Raw genomic sequence first — 22,525 nt, 5'->3', positions numbered from 1 at the left:
GGTTAAGGGCTTTGCCTTGTTTTTCGCTCATTTTATTTGTTTACTGTTGCTTATAGGTCGCAGTGGGGCACACGCGACCCTGGCACAGGATGGCCTTAAGGGCTTGGTGTCACTGGGGAAAGTCGGCTGACAACGCCGGCGAGGGTATACGGAAAGACGGGGATGCGTTTTCGGGGGAGTCTTGTACGCCGCGCCATGCTGCGCGCTGCAATCGCGACGATGGGCGCCGCAGGCCTCATCGGTCACGCGACGGTTGCCTCCGCCGAAGACCGTACTCTTTCCATGTATGAGATCCATACCCACGAGACGATCACCGTCACGTACAAGCGCGATGGCGTGTGGGACGAAGAAGCGCTCAAGAAGCTCAACTGGTTCATGCGCGATTGGCGCGCCAAAGAGCCCACGACGATGGACCGGGAACTGATCGATCTGATCTGGACCCTGCACACGAGACTAGGCTCCAAAGAGCCCATCCACCTGATTTCGGCCTATCGCAGCTCGAAGACCAACGAAAAGCTCCGCCGCGCCGGTGGCGGCCAGGCACGGCGCAGCCAGCACACGCTCGGCAAGGCCTCCGACATTCATTTCCCGGATATTCCGGTGGCGAAGCTTCGGGCTTCCGCCCTCATCCAAGAGATCGGTGGCGTGGGCTATTACCCGAAGTCCGGCATTCCATTCGTCCATGTGGACGTCGGCAACGTCCGCATGTGGCCGCGCATGCCGCGCCTCGAACTCGCAGCTCTGTTTCCGGACGGCAAGACCGATTACGTGCCGTCCGACGGACGGCGGATCACCAAGGCAGACTATGACCGCGCCGAGTCCAAGGGCATGGTCGACCACGTCCTGATCGCGCAGGCGCAAGGGCTGACCGGCACGGCGGTCGCCTCCTTCACGCCACCGCCCACACCGAACCCGGTCCGGGTCATGGCGCAGCTTTCCGAACCGCCGGCGGCCATGCCGGTGGTCGCCTCCGCGTCGGACACCCAATTCAAGCCGATGGCGCTCGCACCGGCGGATGCGGAGATTCCCGATCAAGACAAGCCGTCTAACGGCGTCGTGCTGGCAAGCCTTGGCGGCACCCTGCCCTGGGCTCGCGAGACCTCCCGTTCGGCCGAAGCCAGCCGGCCCATCCCGCCTCAGAGCCAGCAGCCGGACGCCGCCTCCACCACGGCCCGGGCAAAGGTGCCGAGCTATCAGGAAGCCAAGCCCGTCGATGCCCCCGCGTTCGACGACGACCATCCGGACGAGCTGACCTATGTCGCGGTCGAGACCGCGCGACTGATGGCCGTCCCCTCGATGGCGCACGACCGCGAGGTCGCCCCGATGTCCCATCCGGAACAGGGCGATATCAACTACATGTTCCGCGACATGGAAGGCTCCAGCCGCTTCGGGCTGCGCCCCAGCTCAGGCTATCTCGGCCTCGCCAGCATTCGGACTCTGACGGGACCGGCCGTGCCGCGCCTCTATGCCGCCGCCCCGAAGGAAGGCCCCACGCGCCTCGCCTCCCGCTAGTCGAAGGCCGCATGAAGGGCTGACGCACGCCAGCCCGTTACGTGCGGGATTTAAGCCGCCTCGGACTCCTCGTCATCCATGCCGAGCGCATGGAGATAGGTCGTAAGGATCATTTCCTCTTCGCGGCGCTTATTATCATCCTGCTTCCTGATGCTGATGAGCTTGCGCAACGCCTTGACGTCGAATCCATTGCCCTTGGCCTCCGCGTAGACCTCTTTCAGATCCGCGGACAGCGCCGCCTTTTCTTCCTCCAGCCGCTCGATACGGGATACGAAGGCACGAAGCTGATCTTTGGCCGATGTCTGAAGCTGCACGGTTTGTTCCTCAAGGCTTTTATGATGGTTCGATGAAGTCGCGAGCTTGGGGCCGAATCGGAATGAGCGGCAAGGCAGAAGACGCGGCTTTTCCCGCTTATCCAAAGCCGTGCGCGACGCGGCGGGCTAAGCCATTAATCTTGCTGTTGATTCCGGCGCAGACGGGAGGCGCTAGGTCTGGTATTTCGCCTTCCACTCGTCATACGGCATGCCGTAGACCATCTCCCGGGCTTCGTCCTTACTGACCGGCACACCCCGCTCGTCAGCCGCCTCCAGATACCAGCCGGACACGCAGTTCCGGCAAAAGCCCGCAAGGTTCATCAGATCGATGTTCTGGACATCGGTCCGCTCCTGCAGGTGCTCCACCAGCCGCCGGAAGGCTGCGGCCTCGATTTCTGTTTTCGTCTTCTCGTCCATCGCGCACCTGCCTCTCAGTCGCCTGTGTGGGAGCCGTGGGTTTCGATCCGATGCAGCCCCTCCGCGGACTGGAGCACGTCCGAAACCGCGCGCGCAAGATGCGCCGCCCACTCCGCCTGCCCCTCTTCGCCGAGGATCAGGTCCTGGCGAACTTCGATCAGTGCATGAGCAAGCCCCCGGGAGGTGGCATGCCGGTAGAGCGTGTCGCCCTTGAGCTGTCCGGAATACGGCTCGTTGTCGCCGATGACCGCGTCGGGGATGGTCCCCAGCTTCTCGAGCAGCGGCAGCGGTACCCGCGGATCCTTGTCCCACAGCACGGAGGCGTGCCAGGGCCTCGGGTGCCCTTTCCAGGCCTGGGTGAAACTATGGATCGACAGGATGACCGGCGGCTTGCCCGCCTCGATCCCGGCGTCGACGGCCCGCCCGATGGCGGCGTCGTAGGGGCGGTAGAAGCGGTCGAGCCGCTCTTCGCGCGCCTCCGCGCTCAGCCTCACATTGCCGGGCACCACGAGCCCGTCGGCGACCTCCATGATGAGCGTCGGATCGTCGAGACCACGGTTCGGATCTATGAGGAGCCGGGAGAACTGGCTGATGACCGCAGGGGCCCCCAGCATCTCGGCCAGGAAGCGGGTGACGCCCTCCGCGCCAAGGTCGAAGGCGATATGCCGGTGGAGGTCCTCGGGCTTTAGTCCAAGGGTGTGTAAGTCCTCGGGCACGCGATTCTGGGCATGATCACAAAGGAGCAAAAGACCAAGCTTTACATCCCCTTCGATGGTCCGGTATGGCTTCTCGCTCAAATCTTCTTGTATCAAAGTATCCAGACTGAACTCCTGAAAGCGGTAGGGCCCAACCACACGACGACAGGGCCGCGACACATTTACCTCAAAGTTGGGCGGTGTTTTATGGGCGAGGCCTCAGCTTTATAATCGAGCCCTGCCAGTCAGAGAAATGCAACCTATTCGACGCTACTGTCCGGCGTTGGTCAAACGCCACTTCAGACCCCGAGATTTTGATGTTTACCTCTAACGTGATCCGAAACGCCATGCCCGTTTGGGCCACCCTACGCCGCTGGTCCGCCGCGGCCACGATGGCGGCCGGCCTCACGGCGCTCGGCATCTTGACGGGGACCGGCGTTTCGCCCGCGAACGCGGACCTGAAGTTGTGCAACACGACCGCCAGCCGTGTCGGCGTCGCGATCGGTTACAAGGATACCGAGGGCTGGGCCAGCGAGGGCTGGTGGAACATCGCCTCCCATACCTGCGAGACTTTGCTCAAGGGTGTGCTGATAGGCCGCTACTACTACATCCACGCGGTGGACTATGACCGGGGCGGTGAATGGGCGGGCGGCCTCTACATGTGCACGGACGACAAGTCCTTCACCATCCGCAATACAACGGACTGCGAAAAGCGCGGGCATAAGCGCACCGGCTTCTTCGAGGTCGACACGGGCGAAGAGAGGGATTGGACAGTGCGTCTGACGGACCCAGAAGGCGAAGCAAAGAACCAATGAGGCGCAACCGACGAGTCAAGATCGTCGCCACGCTCGGTCCTGCATCCACCAACGAAGATACGATGCGGCGCCTGTTCGAAGCGGGCGCCGATGTCTTTCGCGTGAACATGAGCCACGCGACCCACGACGGCTTGCGCGAAGTCCACGGGATTGTCCGCAAGCTGGAATCGGAGTTCTCGCGTCCTATCGGCATTCTCGTCGATCTTCAGGGTCCGAAGCTTCGCATCGGCAAGATCGAATCCGGGACGATGCGCCTGACCAAAGGCGATGTCGTGAGCTTCGTCCGCCGCGAGGATGTTGGCGGTCTGGGCCGCATTCATCTGCCCCATCCGGAGATCTTCGAATCCGTCGAAGCCGGCCACACGATGCTGCTCGACGACGGCAAGCTCAGGCTGCGCGTGGTGGAAGCGTCCGACGTCCGCATCGACGCCGAGGTCTTGAACTCGGGTCTTCTCGGTAGCCGCAAGGGCATCAGCATGCCCGATACGGTCCTGCCGTTCGGCGCGCTGACCGACAAGGACCGGTCCGACATCGAATGCGCCAATTCCATTGGCGTCTCCTGGCTCGCACTTTCGTTCGTGCAGCGCCCCGCCGACATCGAAGAAGCGCGCACGCTGAGCCGCGGACGTACCGCCATCATGGCGAAGATCGAGAAGCCCACGGCGATCCACTACCTGAAGGAAATCGTCGATCTGGCCGACGGGATCATGGTGGCGCGCGGCGATCTCGGTGTTGAGATGCCCGTCGAGAAGGTCCCCGGTCTCCAGAAGCAGATCAGCCGGGCCGCGCGCAACGCGGGCAAGCCGGTGGTGGTCGCAACGCAAATGCTGGAATCGATGATCTACGCCCCCGTTCCGACGCGGGCCGAAGTCTCCGATGTCGCGACCGCTGTGTTCGAAGGCGCCGACGCCGTGATGCTGTCGGCGGAATCGGCTGTCGGCAAATACCCGGTCGATGCCGTGGCCACCATGAACAGGATCGCCATCGAGGTGGAACACGATCCGCTTCATGCAGCGATCATCCATGCGCAACGTATCGACCCGAAAGCGACGGGCGCGGACGCGATTTCAGCGGCCGCCCGGACCGTCGCCGAGACCCTCAATCTCGCGGCCATCGTTTGTTACACCGCCACGGGCGCCACGGCGCTACGCGCCGCGCGCGAGCGGCCGCAACAGCCGATCCTGGCCTTGACGCCGATCCCTCGGACAGCGCGGAAGCTGACCATTGTGTGGGGCCAGCACTGCGTTCTCGCCGACGACCCGATCAGTCTCGACGACATGGTCGCCAAGGCCTGCCGCATTGCGTATCAGGAAGGCTTCGCCAAAGCCGGCGAGCAAGTGATCGTCACCGCTGGCGTCCCGCTTGGGAAGTCGGGCGCGACGAATCTCTTGCGCATCGCCGAGGTCGATCCCACCGACGATATCGAGATCCCGTAGGACCGCTTGCTGGCTAGAGAGCTCGTCTAGTGGACGTGGCTGGACATCTCGTCAGATATCCTGGCCTTCGACTTCGCGGGAGAGCGCGTCGACCCCGGCCTGGGCGTCGTCCATATAGGGATTGACCGCTAGCGCCTGTCGGTAGGCCTTCAGCGCTTCCTTCTTCGCCCCGAGCTGCTCCAAGACCAACCCGAGATCCGTGATCGCCCGGTAGTGCTTGTCGTCCAGATTCAGGGCCTGCCGCAGATCGGCCAGCGCCCGCTCCGGCTTGCCCGCGAGGACGTTGACCTTGGCGCGCAGATACCAGGCTTCCGCCTCCTCCGGCGCGATGTCCACGACGGCGTCCAGAACCGCGAGCGATAGATCCACATCCGACTCGTTGGCGAATAGTGTGGCGCGGCTCATCAGAAGATCGACCGTGTCGCTGCCGCTCATGGACCACAGCTCCTCGATCGCCTCGGTGATCGGCGCGGCCTCCGTCGGGCTCTTGGCCTGCGCGAGGCGCTCATAAAGGCCTTCCAGCAATACCGGCCGCTCGGCGGGATCGAACGCGGGCGGGACGGCGCCCGCGAGGGCTCCTTCGCCGTCACCCGGCGCTTCACCCGACGCCCAGCCCGGGACGCGTTCCGGCCCGGCGCCGAGGTCGTTCTCCTCCATGTCCTCGAAATCAAGGCCCCCGAGCCCCGGATCCTCCGCGGGCGGAACCCCCGCCTCGTCGTCGAATTCCTCGAAGAACTGCGCGAGCACGGTGGGCGGACCGGCGAGAACCGGCGCCGGCACGAGCAACGCCACGCCCAGCAAACATAGACCTAGTTTTTGGCCCGGAAGTCTCATAGGCAAAAAATTACGGGGCCCGATAGGGCCCCGTCAAAGCTTTTCCGCATCGGCGCCCCCAAACCGTCAGGAAAGGGCGCAAATCCATGGAGGACGCAGCCTGGGGTTAGCCGAAGGCTAGCCTTGGCGCGCCTTGAAGCGGCGGTTGGTCTTGTTGATAACATAGAGCCGGCCACGGCGGCGAACCACCCGGTTGTCCCGGTGGCGCTTGACCAGGGCCTTCAAAGAATTCTTGATTTTCATCTCACGCCATCCATTTCGGCTGAAAAAACAGTCCGGGCGGCCCTTGGATAAGAGCCGCCCGAAATTTGAGCCGGACCATAAGAAGACACCGTCCTGCTGTCAACTTGCCGGCGCGCTTGGACCGAGACACAGAAAACCCCGGCGCACGTGTCGCCGGGGCATCTGCTTCAAAACGGGTCCGGATATTACTCCGCGACCTTCTTCGTGACCTTGAAGTCCTTGTCGAGGTAGACGTCGAACTGCTTGTCGTCCTCGCAGATGACATCGTCGGCCTCGTAGCCATCGTTCTCCATCTCGATATTCGTATCTTCGACGGTACATCCCATCGCCTTGATCGCCATCTCGACGCCCTCGATCTGTTCCTCAGTGAGCGCCTCGTCGGCAGCGAACGATGTCGTCGTCATGGCAAACATCAAAGCAAATGCCGTAATCAAAATTCGCATAGGTCGTTCCTCCTTTTGGCCAGTCCCCAATATGGGGTTTGCACCTCAGTTGTAGAAGTCTTTCCTAAAACAACGCTGAATATTTCCCGAACAACATGTCTGCATTAACGTAATTGGCAGCGCTGTGTTCCGGCATAGCGCGAATACTTTTTGGTACGGCGCTGGAGAGTATCGAGGTCATGACGGCGCACTACCGCCGCAGGAATTGATCTAGCGCCTCTCTCGGCCGAAGAGACCCTCGCGGGCGGGAGGCCGTTCGCGGCTCTCTTCGCGCGCACGCCCCGCCTCCCCTTCGCGTCCGAATATTCCCAGTCCTAGCGGGCCGCGGGCGCCTTCGCGCTGCTCCCTCCCGCGCTCTTCGGGCATCGCCGTATGAATCACCTGGCAAGGCCGGTGGCGCACCTCCCCGAGCTTCGGCTGGATGATGTGGTCGAGTGCATTAAACGGAAAGGCGAGCGATCCGGCCAGCGCGTTCAGCACCGGCGCGCCTTCGAGATGGAGCGTGGGATGATAGAGGTTGCCCTGGATGGCGAAAGGCTGGGTGACCTTGATGAGTTCCTGCCGCAAGGGCTGGGGCTTGAAACGCAGATCGATGGTCTCGCGCCGGAGGTTCACGTAACCGACGCCGGCGATCTGAACCTCGCGCGTTTCGAAGACAAGGCCGCGGGTGGTGCCGCGCCCCTCGTTGAAGGCAAAGGGAGCCACAACGCAAACGAGCTCGGCACCGCCGCCGTCGTGCCCCCGCGACAGAAGCCAGGCCGGAATGCTCATCCCCGTCAGATTGATCAGGTCCGTTCCCACCCAGCCGTCGCGCAGGGACGAACTCACCGATCCGCCGAGTGTGCGGGGAATCTCGGCGACGCTATCGCCCGCGCCTGTTAGGTCGTAGTCGACGAAGAGCGTGCCGCGGACCGGGAAGTTCACCTTCATCTCTTTCAGGATCGTGCCGATCGCCAAGCTGTCCACGTTGCCCTTCAGCGCAAAGCTGGTCGGCTTCTTGGCCGTGTCGATCTTGCCCGACGCCGTCGCCCGGCCGCCAAGATAGGTGAGAGCCAGCGGGTCGAGCCCCACGACACCCGCAAGATACGTCACTTGGCCCTTGATGTTGCTCGCATCGGTTCCGCCGCCCGCGATCTTGGCGACATCGATCTCGACGTCGACCGGCAGGTCGTTCCACATGTCGCTGTAGTCGACGACGTCGAGGTCCTTGTCGTCGACCTTCTGCAGATAGGTCGTGCCGACCGCATGAAGCTTCTCCATGTCCGCCAGGTGCAGCAGCGGCGAGGACAGACTGCCTGACAGCGACGGCTTTCCATCCGTGACGACGCCGCTGAGCACGCCTTTGATCGTGGTGTCGCCTGCCAGCGCCGTCCCGGTGAGATCGAGTCGGTTCTTGCCGCCCGACACGGTACCGTCGAACTTGACCTGGCCCACATCGGCCACCGTCGAGCCGAGCGCGGCCGCCAAGGCTTCAAAGCTCGGGATGTCGAGTTGCGTGGCGAGCTTGAAGTCGTCGCCCGCCTTCACGTCGTCGAACGAAAGGTTGAGCGACAATGCCAGCAGCTTGCTGTCCGTCACTTTTGCCGTAAGGGCCTCGAGCCCGAGCGATCCATCAGCATCGGACACCGCAAAGTCTCCGCTGAAGTGGCCGAGCCCGGCCACCTCCTTCTTCACAGCGAGATCCAAGAACTCTGTGGTCGGAATATCGATCACGCCCTTCAAGTCCACGCCTTTGAAGTCGATGACGTCCTTCACGTCCCCGGTGATGCGCAGACCCGGATGCTCCGCGTCACCCGCCAAGACAACGAGGTCGTAGATGCCGAGACGGCCCTCCTTGTCCTTGTACAAGCGTTCTGCCGTGATCGGACCGAGCGTGCTCAGAGTAGTATCGATAGCCGTGGTGTCGATGCTGAGGTCGCGCACCACAACCCGGTCGTGCGAGCCTTTGAGCTTGCCGGAGAAGCCGGCAATACCGACCCTCAGAAACGGCCAGACCTGGTCGTCAGGGGTCTCACGCGGCTTGATCTTGCCGTCTAGGCCGAGGTTGAGCCCCGTCCCGGCCGTGAGATCATCGATGCCGCCGGACAGCGTATAGACATCGCCCGATACGAACGACAGCTTGAACATGAGATCGGACAGTTTCAGCGCTTCCAGCGGCCCGGAGATCTGAGCGGAGAGATCGCCCGTGCCGTCCAGCTCTCCCTTGATCTCGTAGATCGTGAGGATCTTCTCCAAGGACGGAGAACTGGCCGTCAGCTTGAAATCAACCACATCCCCGACAGAACCGAACGCATAGTCTCCAGCGAACGCCGCCGATACGCCCGCATGTTCGATCGTGAAATCGAACGTTCGTTTGTTGTCGGCGTCGCGCGGTTTCACATCGCCGGCGAACTGCCAAGGTTCGTCATTGAGATCCCCCTTGGCGTCCACCCGGATCGACCCGTCGGCCTTGGCCTTGCTGACCACGGCGTCGAAGCCGTAGCGCAGCGTGAAGCCGCTTTCCTGATCCGTGAGATTGAAGCTCGTGTTCTCAAGCTCGAAATTGCTCGAGACGGCCGAGTGCACCACATTGCCGACGAAACCGGCAATGGCTGCGACGCCCTCGTATTCGGTATCCCGGCCGGGCGGAATATTGATCGCAACCTCGAGCCCGTCGATCTTCAAGCCATTGAGATCCAAATGGCCCGTCAGCAGCGGCAGCAATGGAATTTCCACAGCGACGGACTTGACCGACAAATCCGTCATGTCGGACGGGAGTCGGCTTTCCACCGCCACGATGTCTTGCATGGTGACTTCGGGTTCGAGGCTAAAGCCGATCTCGACGGGCCCTTTGATCTCGACCGGCACGTCGATGGCCTCGCTGAGGAAATGCTCGGCCGCCTTCCGCCGCACCTCTTCGAACGGTCCAGCTGAAATCAGCAAAAGTCCCGCCACCGGAACAGCGAGGATCAGAAGCAAAACGAAGCCGACTTGGAGGATCGTCCGAAGAAACGATTGAAGGCTCATGGGGAAACAAGCTGCCACGGTTGAAGTGCCGCGAGCCTAACCCAATGCCACACACGCGCAAAACCGAAGGCCAGCATCAGCGGGGTAGCCCGCCGGCAATTTACCGTCCGGACGAATGCCGTGGACGAACGCTCGGCGTTAACACCTCGTTAAGAATTGGGAGGCTAGCGTTTTAGGGCTCAAAACCGAACGGGAAGTTAACAAATAAAGGCGTTTCGGCCCGGACAGGAATGGGCTCCTGGCCGGGCCACTTAACGCCTGAAACAAGAGTGCGATGATCAGAAGCGCGCTCTAGTGGCAGTGATATGGGACCGAACCGTTGTGGCAACCGTTGCGGTCCAGACCGCCACTGTGTGACGGCGCTCCCTGCGTCGTGTCGTTGATATGTGTGTGGCCTGCATAGAAGACGACGGGTTCACGCTCACCGGCTATGTAGGCTGAAGCCGCGCTGGCCAGCAGCACGGTAACTCCCAAAGCTATCAAAAATGATTTTCGCACAATTGATCTCCCCATTCTTTGCTGGGAGATCGGACGCTATTGACGTTTCAACCATGAGTCGAGTCACTTTTCTTAGCTCGTATTTGGTGTGATGCTACACTCGCGCGACTACAAGAAACGCGCGGCCAGCGTCACGGCGACCGCGATGATGGCCGTTCCAAACAAATTCAGCAGCGCACCTGCGCGCATCATCTGCGGCAGGGTCACGTAGCCCGTGCCGAAGACAAGCGTGTTCGGCGGCGTGGCGACCGGCAGCATGAAGGCCGACGATGCCGCGAGCGCGATCGGCATCACGAACAGAAGCGGCGCCACGTCCGTCCCGAGCGCAAGACTGCCGGCGATGGGAAGAAAGGCGGCGACCGTGGCCGTATTGCTCATCAACTCCGTCAGCAGGACCACGAGCAGCGTCACGCCGAAGATCACCACAAGCAACGGCATTGCATTCAAGAACGACAGGCCGTTGCCGATCCAGACGGCGAGACCGGTTATGTCGATCGCCTTGGCGAGGCTCAACCCGCCACCGAACAGGATCAGAACCTCCCAGGGAATCCGGCGTACCGCCGTCACATCCAACAGGAAGGTGCGGTCCGGCCAGTGCGCCGGAATGGCGAAGAGGGCGATGGCGCCGATGAGCGCGATGCCGGTGTCGGAGATGTCGAAGCCGAGACGGTCTTCCACCAACGGCGAAAAGATCCAGCACAGCGCAACCGCGGTGAACACGGCGCAGACGCGCTTTTCAGGGCCCGTCATCGGACCCATCTCACGCAGCATCCCTTCGACAAGGCCCGGGTCGACCTTGCCGAGCTTGTTGGACACGGGAAATGCGATCCGGGTCAGGATGAGATAGGCGCAGCCCAGCAGCATGGCGGAGATCGGCAGGGCGAACAGCATCCAGTCGAGGAACGTCATCTCGATGCCGAAGACTTCTTCCAGATAGCTCGCCGCCAGCAAGTTTGTCGGCGACCCGACGAGCGAGGCCATCCCGCCGATAGAGGCCGCATAGGCGATGCCGAGCATCATGGCCGTGCCGAAATTAGCCGCTTCGCCATGACCGCGCTTCCTGTCCGGCGTGACGACGGCAATGAGCGACATCGCGATCGGGAGCACCATGATGGTCGTCGCCGTGTTCGTGATCCACATGCTCAGGAACGCGGTCGCCAGCATCTTGCCCGCGATGAGACTGAGTGGACGGCTGCCGACGGCCAGGATGATGTGGAAGGCGATCCGCCGGTGGAGATTCCATTTTTCGAGCGCGAGCCCGATGAGAAACCCGCCCAGCAGCAGGAACACGACGGGATGGGCGAACGGCGCGGCGGCGCCGTCAATGCCCTCGACGCCGAGAAGCGGCAAGACCGCGAGCGGCAGCAGAGCCGTGACGAAGAGCGGGACCGCCTCCGTCGCCCACCATATGGCCATCCATATTGCGAGAGCCGCTACGGACCAGCCCGTGGCCGACAAACCTTCCGGCGCCGAGCTGAGGACACACGCAGCAGAAGCCGCCGGTCCGAGAACAAGGCCCACCAGTTGGTGCAGCTTGCGTCCGGCCCCGCCTTCGTCGGGCTCAAGCATGTTGCGCGACCGCCTTTCGCTCAAGTGCCGCGAAGCGTTTTCGGGCCACCGCAGAAATCGTCCGCACCCGGTTTGGGCATGGATCGTGGCCGCAAGTCAATTTGGGGTGAGGAGACAGGCCTAGGACGTCCCGTCCATCACCTTTCGCTTGTACTCGTCCTCGGTGATCGTGCCGCCACTCTCGGCGACCCGGCCGGCATCGGCGTCAGGGAGGGCCTCCTGAATCATGTCGATCCGCTTCCAAGCCGGCAGCGGCGCCTCGCCGTTCGCATCCGGCACGTATCGGTTCGTGGTCTCGACCCGCTCATGCTTGTGGATGTAGCGGGCGCAATTGATGAAGGCCTTGTCGACCGTGACCTCGATCACGAACTCGGCGCCGGGGAAGAGCTTCATGTGTTCTTCGTTCTGAGACAGGGCCGCGGTGCCTTGCACCCGAACACGATGGGGCGTGCACATGTCGATGAACAGCATACCGACCTTCCCCGTGGCGGAGATATTGCCCGCCGAGAAATACATGCCGTTGCCGTTGTAGCTCGGGAACACGATGGTCTTGTTGTCCGCCACATGCGCGACGCCCACATTGCCGCCCTTGTAGGACACCGTGGGCTCGCCCTCGTCGTTCACCGTGGACAGAAAGAAGTAGTCGCGGCTGGCGATGAAACCCGCCATCTCGGGGTCGAGCTCGTCGCGAACCACCGCAAAGACCACGGCGTTGGCGAGCGGCCGCGTCTGCAGCTCGTCTTGCAACGCGCGCTGTTGCGGCGAGTAGAACTCGTCCGGATTGGGTATCGATTGGTCTTCTTCCGTCGCCATGGTTTCCCTCCCGTGTGCCGTTCTTTGTCCCGGTCTCCGCGCCAGCCTTTGCCGGCGTTTTTTTCGGCGCGGCACGAATCTTTAGCAGAGCGGGGCGACGGTCAACTTGAAGTTTCGTGCTGCAGGAGGAAACGGCGGAGGAGTTGCGTGCAACGCGCGGATCGAAACATAAACGGCGGCGGAGAAGTTCTCCGCCGCCGAATAATCCTCGGTGATGCGGCTGGCGCCTAGTCTTTGTCCTTTTCGTAGACTTCGCCGGCCTCGACACGCTTGGAAAACTCGGTCGTGCGGCCTTCCGCCAACAGCTTGGCCTGCGCCACCCAGTCGTCGCGCGTGACCCGTCCCTTGAAGCCTTCGAGATTGGCGTCGACCCAGGCCACCTCGGCATCGGACCAATTGGCGATCTGGTCGAAATGCCAAAAGCCCAGCCGGTTGCAGAGCTGCTCGAGTTTCGGCCCGACACCTTTGATTTTCTTGAGGTTGTCGGGCTTTCCCTCGAGAGGCGCATCGAGCGTCTTGGGTTTGATGCCCTCGTTGGCGCTCTCGACAACCGGTGCGCTCACGGCGGCAAGATTGGCAGGCGCCGCGGCTGTCGCCGGCGTCGCGGGCCGGGCCTCCTTGGCTTCCCCGCGGCCTTCGAGCCGACCCTCGAGGCGCCCGATTAAATCGTCCTTTTCCCTGCAGCTTGCCCGGCAGTCTTCGAGCTGCGTGCGCAATGTCCCGAGCTCTTCGCCCGACGTCTTGTAGACGGTCTTGCGGCGGCCGCCCCAAATGAGCCATCCCACGAACAGTCCCAGAAGCGCAGCGAGCAGGATCAGGAACCAGATTTCTCCGAGCAGGAAGCCCCAATTCTTGAACATCGAACAATCCCCTTTGTGTGCCGTCTGGGCCAGTTACTGAGTGAACGCCAAGGTCACGCGTCGGTTCGCCGCCCGGCCCTCTTCCGTGTCGTTGTCGGCCAGCGGTTCCGTGTCGCCGTAGCCCGCCGCCGTGATCGCATCCGCCGGGATACCGCGCTTCTTGAGGGCGTCGACCACCGCATCGGCCCGCTTCTGGCTCAGGTCCATGTTGAAGCCGCTGTCGCCCTGGCTGTCCGTATGGCCGCCAACCTCCACGCGTAGATCGCCGGACTGGACACATTTCATAACAAGCGCCGTCATCGCGTTGATGACCTGCAAGGAGCGCGCATCGAGCCGCGCCGAGCCGGTCACAAAATTCACGTCCCGCTTGGACAGGAGAGCGTTGGCCTTGTCGCTGCACTGATCGCGGCTCGCCACGAAGTCCATCTGCGGCAGCCAATATCCGGCCGTCATCACCTCGGTCTCGCCCGTCGCCACGTTCTTGCGGCTGGTGCCGTCGGGCGGCAACTCCGTCGCCGCCTCGACGCTCACGGCGACCGTGTCGCCGAGATCATTGGACAGCCCCGTCTCCAGAAGCTCAATATCCGCCCCCGGGGAGGCGTTGCCGTTCAGCTCGAAATCGTTGTCGCCGCCGAACGCCAGTTTCAGCGTCTCGAATTCCGGCAGCCAGGAGCCAAGCTTCCTAATGATGCCGAGCGAAGGGCCGGAGTCTCCCGACACTGAATTGGCGGGTTCACCGGAGACCCAGTCGAGGCCGAGCGCGCTGGCGATTTCGTGGGTCGTCATTCCAGCCGGAAGCTTGCCGCTCGCCGAAGCGCCATCTGAAGCGGAATAGACGAGCTCGAATGCAGCTGGCTTGCCGTCGTCGAGATAAGTGAGCGACGTGTCCACCATGTAGCCTGGCGGCACGTCCTTGAGTTCGGCCAGCGCCGCCTCCCCGGCGGTCGGCGTCGTCGCCTCACCCGAAAGGGTCAGCGACTTGTCCGACATGGTGAGTTTGCCCTTGTTGAGCTTGGCGAGAGCGCTGAGGCCGTCCTGAGCGACCATCGTCCAGCCCCCCGGTGCGCCCGACGCCAGCTTAAGCGAGGACGCATCGTGGTCGAGAATGACGGCGATACCTGCGCGCGCGGCCTCGGTCGGCACGTGGCCGGAAACCGTGATGCCTTTGTCGGTTTTCACCGCCGAGAATGTGTAGGGAGCAACCGACTCCAACACCTTCATCTTGTCGCGAACGACGCGACGCCCTTGAACAATATCGAGCGTCTCGAGAATGTGTTTGCGTTCCGCGTTGCTATCGGCGAGACCGCTCACCTCGATGTCGCGGCCCCCGACGGACGTCTTGAGGCCATGCACTGCAGCGGCGACGGCGCCGTTGGCACCATCCGCTACGGTCTGCTCGATTCGCTTGGCATGATGCTTAGCGCCAAACCAACACAGCGCCGCAACGCCCAAGACGAGCGCCAAGATTCCCAAGACCTTCCGCACCGGCATACTCCCTCGTTGGCCCCAAATCGCTGCGAGGGGAACAATGCGCCAATAGGCTTGGCGGGACCTCACACAACGCCCGACACCATGCCGCCTACACCCCGTGCGGTGCAACCTCGGAATGGTGTGACTTTGTGCGCATTACCGTTCGTCGCAACTCGAAGCTCTTGACCAGGCTGTAGATGGCCGGAATCACCACCAAGGTGAGAAGCGTCGACGAGGCCATGCCGCCGATCATCGGCACGGCAATGCGCTGCATGACTTCGCTGCCGGCACCATGCGCCCAGAGTATGGGGAGCAGACCGGCCATGATCGCAGCCACGGTCATGATCTTGGGACGCACGCGGCCCGCCGCACCGGAAACAATCGCCGCATGAAGATCGCTGGGCTTCAGCGTGCGGCCTTCTTGCGCGGACGCCGCGATTCGCTCCTTCAACGCGTTGTCGAGATAGATGAGCATCACGACACCCGTCTCGGCGGCGACGCCCGCCAGAGCAATGAAGCCCGTGACGGCTGCCACCGAGAAATTGAAATCGAGCCACCACATGAACCAAACGCCGCCGACCAGGGCGAACGGTACGGACAACATCACGATAAGTGTCTCGGTCAGACGCCCGAAATTGAGATAGAGCAGCACGAAGATGACGAGCGCGGTGAGCGGCACGACGATTTGCAGGCGCATCTCGGCGCGCTGCAGATACTCGAACTGACCGCTCCAGGTGACGTAATAACCCGGCGGGAAGTCCACGCTCTCAGCCACGGCCTTCTGCGCGTCCGCGACATAGCTGCCGATATCGCGGTCGCGAAAGTCAACGAAGATGTACAGCGCAAGCTGCGCGTTCTCCGTGCGGATCATCGAGGGGCCTTGCGCGACCGTAACCGTCGCCACCTCGCTCAAGGGTACCGTGCCGCCTGCCGGTGTCGGGATCAGCACCTCGTTCGCAATGGCTTGCGGATCGTTGCGATAGTCGCGCGGATAGCGGACAGCGACCTTGTAGCGCTCGCGCCCCTCCACCGTGGTGGTGACCGCGTTCGCGCCGAGCGCCGTCGCGATCACCGCCTGCACGTCGCCGACCATGAGTCCGTAGCGCGCAAGACGCGCACGGTCGGGGTCAATGTTGATGTAGTAGCCACCAGTCGCGCGTTCCGCATAGGCGCTCGTCGTGCCCGGTACGTCCCGCACTGCCGCCTCGATCTTGCGAGCGAGGTTCTCCATCTCGCCGAGATCGCGCCCGATTACCTTAATGCCGACCGGCGTGCGGATGCCGGTCGAGAGCATGTCGGTGCGCGCCTTGATCGGCATGGTCCACGAATTCGAGACGCCCGGAAACTGCAGAGCCTTGTCCATCTCCGCCGTCAGCGCATCGATGGTCATGCCGTCCCGCCATTCGCTTTCCGGCTTCAGATTGATGACCGTCTCGAACATGCTCATCGGCGCGGGGTCGGTGGCCGTTGCGGCGCGCCCTGCCTTGCCCCACACGGACTCCACTTCCGGAAAGCTCTTGATGATCTTGTTCTGGGTCTGCAGCAACTTGCTCGCCTCCGTGACGGACACGCCCGGCAACGTCGTCGGCATGTAGAACAACGTGCCCTCGTTGAGGGCCGGCATGAACTCGCTGCCGATCTTCGACGCGGGCCAAAGCGTGGCGCCGAACACCGCGACAGCAACCAGGACCGTAGAGACCCGGAAGCGCAGGACGAACTCGATGACAGGCCGATAGATCCAAGTCAGCGCTCGGTTCAGCGGGTTCTTGTGCTCGGGCAGAATCCGGCCGCGCACGAACAAGATCATCAGCGCCGGTACCACGAAGATGGACAGAAGTGCGGCCGCCGCCATGGAGAACGTCTTCGTATAGGCCAGCGGCTTGAACAAGCGCCCTTCTTGCGCCTCCAGCGCGAAGATCGGCAGAAACGACACGGTTATGATCAGTAGACTGAAGAACAGCGCAGGCCCGACCTCGACCGCCGCCTCGACGATGGTCTCAGTGCGAGACTTTCCGGGCGGCGCGTGCTCGAGCCGCTTGTGCGCGTTCTCGATCATGACGATCGAGGCGTCCACCATGGCGCCGATGGCGATGGCGATGCCGCCAAGGCTCATGATGTTCGACGACAGACCCAAGGCCCACATGCAGATATAGGCGATGAGCACGCCCAGCGGCAGCGTGATGATCGCGACGAGCGCGCTCCGCGCATGCATGAGGAAGATCACGCAGACCACGGCCACGATGAGGCTCTCCTCGATGAGCGTGCGCTTCAGCGTATCGATGGCCCGATAGATCAGCGCCGACCGGTCATAAACGGTCTCGACGGTCACACCTTCCGGCAGGCTGGGGGCGATCTCCGCAAGGCGTTCCTTCACACTGTCGATAACGGAGAGTGCGTTCTCGCCGTAGCGCTGCAGAACAATCCCCGAGACGGCTTCCCCGTTGCCGTTCACTTCCGAGAGTCCCCGGCGTTCGTCCGGAACCAGTTCGACGCGGGCGACGTCCTTGAGCAGGACGGGCACGCCCGTATCGTTCTTGAGCACGATGGATTCGATATCCTCGAGGTTCGTGATGTAGCCGCGGCCGCGCACCATGTATTCGCGCTCGGACAGTTCGAGCGTGCGCCCACCGACATCCGTGTTGCTGTCGCGGATGGCGCTCGTGACCTTGGACAGCGGAATACCGAGGGCCTGCAGCCGGCGCGGGTCGACCACGACGCTGTATTGCTTCACGAAGCCGCCGACGCTCGCAACCTCGGCGACGCCGGGCGCCTGAGACAGGCCATAGCGCACATACCAATCCTGCAGCGTGCGCAGGTCGGCGAGACTTTGATCGCCGCCTTTCAAGACATATTGGTATACCCAGCCGACGCCCGTCGCGTCGGGCCCCAGTTCCGGCGTCACCTCGGTGGGGAGATCGCCGGCGGCCGCGCTCAACGATTCCATTACGCGCGAGCGCGCCCAATAGACGTCCGTGCCGTCGTCGAAGATCACATAGACGAACGACACGCCGAAGAACGAGAAGCCGCGCACGGTGCGCGCCTTTGGCACGGTCAACATGGCGGTGGTCAGCGGATAGGTGACTTGATCCTCGACGACCTGCGGCGCCTGTCCCGGATACTCGGTGTAGACGATGACCTGCACGTCGGACAGGTCGGGGATCGCATCCAGCGGCACCTTCTGAACCGCGTAGAGTCCCAGCAGCGTCACGAACACCGTGGCGATGCTCACCAGGACGACGTTCCGCGCCGACCAGCGGATGATGCGCGCGATCATTGTCCCGCCTCCTGAGGTTCGAGGTTCCGGAGCGCGGCTTTGAGATTGCTCTCGGAGTCGATCAGGAAGGTCGCGGACGTAACCACTTCGTCGCCGTCGGCGACGCCGTCGAGCACCTCCACATAGCCGTCACCGCGGCGCCCGAGCTTCACTGCGCGCGGCTCGAATTTCCCGTCGCCCTTGGCAATGAGGACCGTCTTTCTGGTGCCGCTGTCGATGACGGCGCTTGTGGGAACGGCCGTGACGGGACCCGTCTTCTCGCCGGGGTGAAACACCACGTCGGCGTACATGCCGGGCCTGATGCGGCCGTCTTCGTTGGGCAAGACGATGCGAACGGGAATCGTGCGGGTCTCGAGCTTCCGCATCTCCGGATAGATGAAGCCCACTTCCGCCTCGATGGGCTCGTTGGGAAAGGCGCGCAAGGTGACGGTGACCGGAGTCCCGACCGCGATGTCGCCGATATCTGCTTCCGCGACCTCCGCGATCACCCACATGCGTGTGTGATCGGCGATGCGGAACAACTCCTCACCCGCCTCGACGAACTGGCCGTTGATGGCGCTCTTGGAGGTCACGTCGCCGGTCGTAGGCGAGGGCCAATCCAGGGTGCGCGGATTTTCCTTCGTCTGTTGCACCTCGTCGATGCGGCTCTGGGGCACGCCGAGATTGCGCATTTTCTGGATCGCGCCGTCGAGATCGCGGCGGCCACGTCCTTGCGCACGCAAGGCTACGAGAAGGTCCGCCTGGGCGAGCTGAATTTGCGAGCTGTAGAAGCGGAAGAGAGGTTCGCCCTTCGTCACCTCTTGGCCCGTCTTGTCGACGAAAAGATCTTCGATGTAGCCGTCCGACCGGACGGTCACGATGGTGAGCAGAGACTCGTCATGCTCCACGGTTCCGGCGGAGCGAACGTCGCGCGAGACGACGCGCTTTTCCGCTCTTGCCGTGCGCACGCCGCTTCGCTGGACCTTTCCCGGGCTGATCGAGACGGTGCCGTCGTCGGCGTCTTCATCCGCATAGACCGGAATGTAGTCCATGCCCATGGAGTCCTTCTTCGGCACCGGCGAGGTGTCGGGAAGACCCATCGGGTTGCGGTAGTAGAGCACTTTGCGCTCGGCGCTCTTGCCCGCGTCGGCGGACATCGCCATCTCGCCCGGCGCGGCGTGCTCTCCGACCGTTGCGTGGAAGTACCAATAGGCGCTCCCGGCTCCCGCCAAAAGTCCCGCCGCAAGCATCGCGGCGCTCGTCAGACGCGTCATGATGCGCCTCTCCAATGATCGTTGCGTCGTCCCCGCGGTTCAATCGCGAGAGACCTCAGTGCACGGGCTCACGCGCAAGCGGATTCCGAGCGCGGAGCGGGTGTGCAGTTAGTTCTGTGGAGAGTTAGACGCGTGGAGGCGGAGACGGCAGCCGAATGGACGGCGCCTGCAGGCTCGGCGTTGCCCAGCCTGTGGGGATGGCCGTAAAGACAAAAGTCGGCGTGGCGGGCCCCATGGCCAGCACGCCCGTCACGGCAAGCCCCATGCACGGGCATTTGCCGCAACTGCCGCCGTGACATGGCCCATGATCGCGGGAGGACGGCGCGGATGCGGTATCCTTTTCGGCGGCTGCCATCGTCGCATGGTTCTCGCAGTCGCCATGCATCGAAACCGGCTCGCCCCCGCCATGTTCGGCGGAAACCGCCGAGCCCATTGTGCCTGCCATATGCATGGCCGCGCTGGCGCTTGCCGCCGGCAATACCGCGAGCGCGCAAACGATGAGAGCCGTAACGATGGTTCTGAGCTTGGCCATATGCACCTGAATTTCGTCCCGGGCGCCCTTTGCGTCAAGTGACGAGGCCGTGAGCTTGGTTAAGGACACTCTGTTCAAGCGCCGGTCCCGTCCGATGCCGGACGGCGCCGCTCAGCCGGAATTCTCCGGCACGGCGCGCCTGACGGGCCATTCCGCCTTCAGATATTTGCGGAACCAGGCGGTGTATCGCTCGGGCGCTTCCAGCGCATCGGCCTGGACATCTTCCACGGCCGCCCAGCGATAGGCCTGCGCCTCGTCTGGGTTCGGCACAATCGCGCCGTCATGAACGCCGTGAAAAACGTGGACAATCTCGTGCTCGATCATGTCGTGGTCGAGTTCCGCCCGGTAGCGGATCGTACCCAGCCCGTCCAACGGGCAGACAAAGCCCATTTCCTGCTGCAACCGGCGCCGCGCCGCCGCATCGCACGCCTCCCCCGGGCGCGGGTGCCCACAACAGGCATTCGTCCAAAGACCGCCGGAATGGTACTTCCCGGAACTCCGCTGCTGCAGCAGCATCCGGTCCGCATCGTCCCAGATGATCACCGAGAATGCGCGATGCAGAGAGCCCTGTCTGTGCACCTCGTGCTTCTCGCCGGTGCCGATCTCGCGATCGCAATCGTCGACGAGAATGACTTTCTCCAAAGTCTGCATGGCGCAAAACTCTTGATTTGCTCTAGCACTGTCAAGGGCCCGAGACATCGACGGCGCGGCCGCCTCCGATCCGTCAGGGCTGACGAATGGCGTTGGCCTCGCAAAGACTCGCCATGCCGGACATGGTCCAGCGCGTCAGCGAATCGCTTCGGCAGATCACCGGTGCCGCGAGCATCACGCTCTTGACCGTCGAGCGTGAGATTTTCGGCCGATAGTCCGAGGAGAACTGCGACACCTGCACGACCCGATTGAGGGTGGCGTAGGCCATGCCGATCGCGAGCAAGCAGAATTGCCGAATGCCGGTGTGCCGGCGCGGGATCGTCAGCGTGTACTCGACGGCATTGCCCAAATGACCCAACGCAATCCGTGCGAGCCGGTGGATCGTCGGACGGAAAGCGGGCTCCTGGGCGGCGCCGTCGAGATCGCGCAGATCGAGGCTCGCGGAACAGAAGAGACTTTGCGGCAGGTAGCAGCGCCCTTGCCGCCGGTCGTCCCAGATATCCTTCAGAATGTTCGTCATCTGCAGGCCCTGGCCGAAACTTGCCGAAAGCTTCTCGAGCTTTTCTCGGTGCTCGTCGATATCCGCGGCATGGTCGCAGAAAAGCTCGGTGAGCATCTCGCCGACGACGCCCGCCACCACGTAGCAATAGTTGTCGAGCTCGGCCATGTCGGCCAATCCCGTCGGACGGTTGACGAAGGACTTCATGCCCGATGCCATTTTCTTGAGACAGGTGCGGACCGCCTCCTGCTGTCTTACAGGACGGGTATTCAAGATATCGATCAGGCCCGGCAAACTATCGATGAGCTCGAGCTCCTCCGGGCCGATTTCTCCCGACAGCTCGGCCGCAAGACGCCTGGAAACCTCATCCCAAGACTCCGTCCGGTCGACCCCGGCAAGGAACATGTCGAGTTGAGCGATCTTCCTGTCGCGATCCGGGAGTTGCGAATCCTCGATCGTGTCCGCGGCGCGGCACAGCAGGTAGGCCGTACCCACCGTTGACCGCAGGTCGGACGGCAGCCTTGGAATGGTCAGCGCGAAGGTGCGCGACAGCTGGGGCACCAGCAGTAGCGGAAGCTCTTCGTTGCCGACGGTCCTATCCAACACGATCTTGCTCTTAGCCCCCACAGTTTTGGCGCGTTTGGCGCGCAACACAGAAGATCGGTCATCCGATCTGCTCGACCCAGGATCGCCACCCTAAGTCTTAGGCGCCAAACGAGGAATCACGCGGCGCCATCGACAGCATAGCCGCCAATCCCTGGCCGATTATGGCTGCTGCCCGATTTCATGCACAGAAAGCCCGCGCAAAACGCCTGGAAGCAGCCGATAGCGGGTCTGAAATCCCTCAGATCACGTCCACAAAGCCACGAGCTTCCGGACGCCGCCTCATCCTAACACACAGGCCACCCAGCCGGTTCACGACTTTGTCAGGGTAACGCTCCCATTGGCCCGGGAACTCTTGAACGACATGGTTTGGACGTCTCCGTCGATCACGACCCGCACCCGTCCGGAGATGTCGTAGGACGCGACGTGAAATTCCCCGACATACACCCCTGGATTGACTTTCAGGAGCTGCCCCGTCTGGTTGATGGCGGTCGAGATGGTCACGCATTTCGCGGCGAGTTTGAACACCTTCTCGGTCTCGCGCTTGTACTTGATGCGGCAGGTCAGCTTTTGGGGCGGGTTGTCCATGGCCTGCATCGTGCCGCTGCCGTTCCACGTCCCTTCAAGCGCTAGTGGTTCCGCCTGAAGCGGCGAGATCATCGCCACGAACAGGACGGCGCATAGCGAAATCAGGCTTCTCATAGAGATCCTCCCTGGCAGCGCCTTGCCTAGCTGCCTTTGACCGGTGGCCGCGGCACGTCCGTCCGCCAGGCCCGCCCTTCAACAAA

19 protein-coding genes and 1 pseudogene are annotated in these 22,525 nt (G+C 62.8%); 3 read left to right on the top strand and 17 right to left on the bottom strand.

Annotated elements, in window-relative coordinates; translation table 11 throughout:
* The first annotated feature begins 162 nt into the window (after positions 1–162).
* On the top strand, positions 163–1,512 hold the full coding sequence (locus DCY11_RS10915) for a DUF882 domain-containing protein (RefSeq protein WP_108682909.1): 1,350 nt from the start codon (positions 163–165) through the stop codon (positions 1,510–1,512).
* Positions 1,513–1,562: 50 nt separating this feature from the next.
* Here DCY11_RS10915 and DCY11_RS10910 read toward each other — a convergent pair whose 3' ends face one another.
* From DCY11_RS10910 to DCY11_RS10900, 3 genes are all read right to left on the bottom strand, one after another.
* Entirely contained in the window at positions 1,563–1,826 is a 264-nt protein-coding gene (locus DCY11_RS10910) for a DUF2312 domain-containing protein (RefSeq protein ID WP_108682908.1), read from the bottom strand.
* A gap of 171 nt (positions 1,827–1,997) precedes the next feature.
* Positions 1,998–2,243, bottom strand: a complete 246-nt coding sequence (locus tag DCY11_RS10905) for a DUF1244 domain-containing protein (RefSeq protein WP_069443507.1) — start codon at positions 2,241–2,243, stop codon at positions 1,998–2,000.
* Between the two features lie 14 nt (positions 2,244–2,257).
* Entirely contained in the window at positions 2,258–2,959 is a 702-nt protein-coding gene (locus DCY11_RS10900) for an N-formylglutamate amidohydrolase (RefSeq protein WP_245409345.1), read from the bottom strand.
* A gap of 371 nt (positions 2,960–3,330) precedes the next feature.
* Here DCY11_RS10900 and DCY11_RS10895 point away from each other — a divergent pair.
* Both DCY11_RS10895 and pyk read left to right on the top strand, forming a co-directional pair.
* Positions 3,331–3,750 (top strand): annotated as a pseudogene (locus DCY11_RS10895) (DUF1036 domain-containing protein); the annotation flags it as partial.
* Entirely contained in the window at positions 3,750–5,189 is a 1,440-nt protein-coding gene (gene pyk / locus DCY11_RS10890; protein ID WP_108682907.1) for a pyruvate kinase, read from the top strand. The pseudogene DCY11_RS10895 and the gene pyk, both read left to right, overlap by 1 nt.
* Positions 5,190–5,240: 51 nt before the next feature.
* Here the strand turns inward: pyk and DCY11_RS10885 are convergent, their stop codons facing one another.
* From DCY11_RS10885 to DCY11_RS10820, 14 genes are all read right to left on the bottom strand, one after another.
* Positions 5,241–5,969 (bottom strand): tetratricopeptide repeat protein, encoded by a 729-nt coding sequence (locus tag DCY11_RS10885; RefSeq protein ID WP_159079962.1) that lies wholly within the window; start codon positions 5,967–5,969, stop codon positions 5,241–5,243.
* A gap of 171 nt (positions 5,970–6,140) precedes the next feature.
* The gene (ykgO, locus tag DCY11_RS10880) at positions 6,141–6,266 is read right to left on the bottom strand and encodes a type B 50S ribosomal protein L36 (protein WP_045368701.1); all 126 of its coding nucleotides are present in this window, start codon (positions 6,264–6,266) and stop codon (positions 6,141–6,143) included.
* 185 nt (positions 6,267–6,451) lie between these two features.
* The gene (locus tag DCY11_RS10875) at positions 6,452–6,709 is read right to left on the bottom strand and encodes a PepSY domain-containing protein (RefSeq protein ID WP_108682905.1); all 258 of its coding nucleotides are present in this window, start codon (positions 6,707–6,709) and stop codon (positions 6,452–6,454) included.
* Positions 6,710–6,919: 210 nt separating this feature from the next.
* A complete protein-coding gene (locus DCY11_RS10870) occupies positions 6,920–9,715 on the bottom strand; it encodes an AsmA family protein (RefSeq protein ID WP_108682904.1) in 2,796 nt (931 codons plus the stop codon).
* A gap of 606 nt (positions 9,716–10,321) precedes the next feature.
* Positions 10,322–11,782: a DASS family sodium-coupled anion symporter gene (locus DCY11_RS10865; RefSeq protein ID WP_108682903.1), complete on the bottom strand. Its 1,461-nt coding sequence runs from the start codon at positions 11,780–11,782 to the stop codon at positions 10,322–10,324.
* Between the two features lie 120 nt (positions 11,783–11,902).
* Positions 11,903–12,595 carry a pyridoxamine 5'-phosphate oxidase family protein gene (locus tag DCY11_RS10860; RefSeq protein WP_108682902.1) on the bottom strand — a complete coding sequence of 231 codons (693 nt, stop codon included), beginning with the start codon at positions 12,593–12,595 and terminating at the stop codon, positions 11,903–11,905.
* Between the two features lie 227 nt (positions 12,596–12,822).
* Positions 12,823–13,455 (bottom strand): hypothetical protein, encoded by a 633-nt coding sequence (locus DCY11_RS10855; RefSeq protein ID WP_108682901.1) that lies wholly within the window; start codon positions 13,453–13,455, stop codon positions 12,823–12,825.
* Between the two features lie 33 nt (positions 13,456–13,488).
* Positions 13,489–14,940, bottom strand: coding sequence for an OmpA family protein (locus tag DCY11_RS10850; protein WP_159079961.1), 1,452 nt, complete (start codon positions 14,938–14,940; stop codon positions 13,489–13,491).
* Positions 14,941–15,034: 94 nt separating this feature from the next.
* The gene (locus DCY11_RS10845) at positions 15,035–18,199 is read right to left on the bottom strand and encodes an efflux RND transporter permease subunit (protein ID WP_108682899.1); all 3,165 of its coding nucleotides are present in this window, start codon (positions 18,197–18,199) and stop codon (positions 15,035–15,037) included.
* The gene (locus DCY11_RS10840) at positions 18,196–19,452 is read right to left on the bottom strand and encodes an efflux RND transporter periplasmic adaptor subunit (RefSeq protein WP_159079960.1); all 1,257 of its coding nucleotides are present in this window, start codon (positions 19,450–19,452) and stop codon (positions 18,196–18,198) included. Before DCY11_RS10840 ends, DCY11_RS10845 begins: the two co-directional genes overlap by 4 nt.
* A gap of 124 nt (positions 19,453–19,576) precedes the next feature.
* On the bottom strand, positions 19,577–19,984 hold the full coding sequence (locus DCY11_RS10835) for a hypothetical protein (RefSeq protein WP_108682897.1): 408 nt from the start codon (positions 19,982–19,984) through the stop codon (positions 19,577–19,579).
* A 111-nt stretch (positions 19,985–20,095) separates the two neighbouring features.
* Positions 20,096–20,635: an isopentenyl-diphosphate Delta-isomerase gene (idi, locus tag DCY11_RS10830; RefSeq protein WP_108682896.1), complete on the bottom strand. Its 540-nt coding sequence runs from the start codon at positions 20,633–20,635 to the stop codon at positions 20,096–20,098.
* Between the two features lie 73 nt (positions 20,636–20,708).
* Positions 20,709–21,740: a phytoene/squalene synthase family protein gene (locus tag DCY11_RS10825; RefSeq protein WP_159079959.1), complete on the bottom strand. Its 1,032-nt coding sequence runs from the start codon at positions 21,738–21,740 to the stop codon at positions 20,709–20,711.
* Between the two features lie 309 nt (positions 21,741–22,049).
* A complete protein-coding gene (locus tag DCY11_RS10820) occupies positions 22,050–22,439 on the bottom strand; it encodes a hypothetical protein (protein ID WP_108682894.1) in 390 nt (129 codons plus the stop codon).
* Positions 22,440–22,525 lie beyond the last annotated feature (86 nt).

The organism is Methyloceanibacter sp. wino2 (assembly GCF_003071365.1).
Taxonomy (GTDB): domain Bacteria; phylum Pseudomonadota; class Alphaproteobacteria; order Rhizobiales; family Methyloligellaceae; genus Methyloceanibacter.
This window is presented reverse-complemented; position numbering and strand designations above follow the sequence as displayed.

What these genes read in the sequence shown, in the direction of transcription:
- DCY11_RS10845 (WP_108682899.1), bottom strand. Translation starts at nt 18,199, where the DNA reads ATGATCGCGCGCATCATCCGCTGGTCGGCGCGGAACGTCGTCCTGGTG.
- DCY11_RS10915 (WP_108682909.1), top strand. Translation starts at nt 163, where the DNA reads ATGCGTTTTCGGGGGAGTCTTGTACGCCGCGCCATGCTGCGCGCTGCA.
- DCY11_RS10820 (WP_108682894.1), bottom strand. Translation starts at nt 22,439, where the DNA reads ATGAGAAGCCTGATTTCGCTATGCGCCGTCCTGTTCGTGGCGATGATC.
- DCY11_RS10855 (WP_108682901.1), bottom strand. Translation starts at nt 13,455, where the DNA reads ATGTTCAAGAATTGGGGCTTCCTGCTCGGAGAAATCTGGTTCCTGATC.
- pyk (WP_108682907.1), top strand. Translation starts at nt 3,750, where the DNA reads ATGAGGCGCAACCGACGAGTCAAGATCGTCGCCACGCTCGGTCCTGCA.
- DCY11_RS10875 (WP_108682905.1), bottom strand. Translation starts at nt 6,709, where the DNA reads ATGCGAATTTTGATTACGGCATTTGCTTTGATGTTTGCCATGACGACG.
- DCY11_RS10865 (WP_108682903.1), bottom strand. Translation starts at nt 11,782, where the DNA reads ATGCTTGAGCCCGACGAAGGCGGGGCCGGACGCAAGCTGCACCAACTG.
- DCY11_RS10840 (WP_159079960.1), bottom strand. Translation starts at nt 19,452, where the DNA reads ATGACGCGTCTGACGAGCGCCGCGATGCTTGCGGCGGGACTTTTGGCG.
- idi (WP_108682896.1), bottom strand. Translation starts at nt 20,635, where the DNA reads ATGCAGACTTTGGAGAAAGTCATTCTCGTCGACGATTGCGATCGCGAG.
- DCY11_RS10835 (WP_108682897.1), bottom strand. Translation starts at nt 19,984, where the DNA reads ATGGCCAAGCTCAGAACCATCGTTACGGCTCTCATCGTTTGCGCGCTC.
- DCY11_RS10905 (WP_069443507.1), bottom strand. Translation starts at nt 2,243, where the DNA reads ATGGACGAGAAGACGAAAACAGAAATCGAGGCCGCAGCCTTCCGGCGG.
- DCY11_RS10860 (WP_108682902.1), bottom strand. Translation starts at nt 12,595, where the DNA reads ATGGCGACGGAAGAAGACCAATCGATACCCAATCCGGACGAGTTCTAC.
- ykgO (WP_045368701.1), bottom strand. Translation starts at nt 6,266, where the DNA reads ATGAAAATCAAGAATTCTTTGAAGGCCCTGGTCAAGCGCCACCGGGAC.
- DCY11_RS10870 (WP_108682904.1), bottom strand. Translation starts at nt 9,715, where the DNA reads ATGAGCCTTCAATCGTTTCTTCGGACGATCCTCCAAGTCGGCTTCGTT.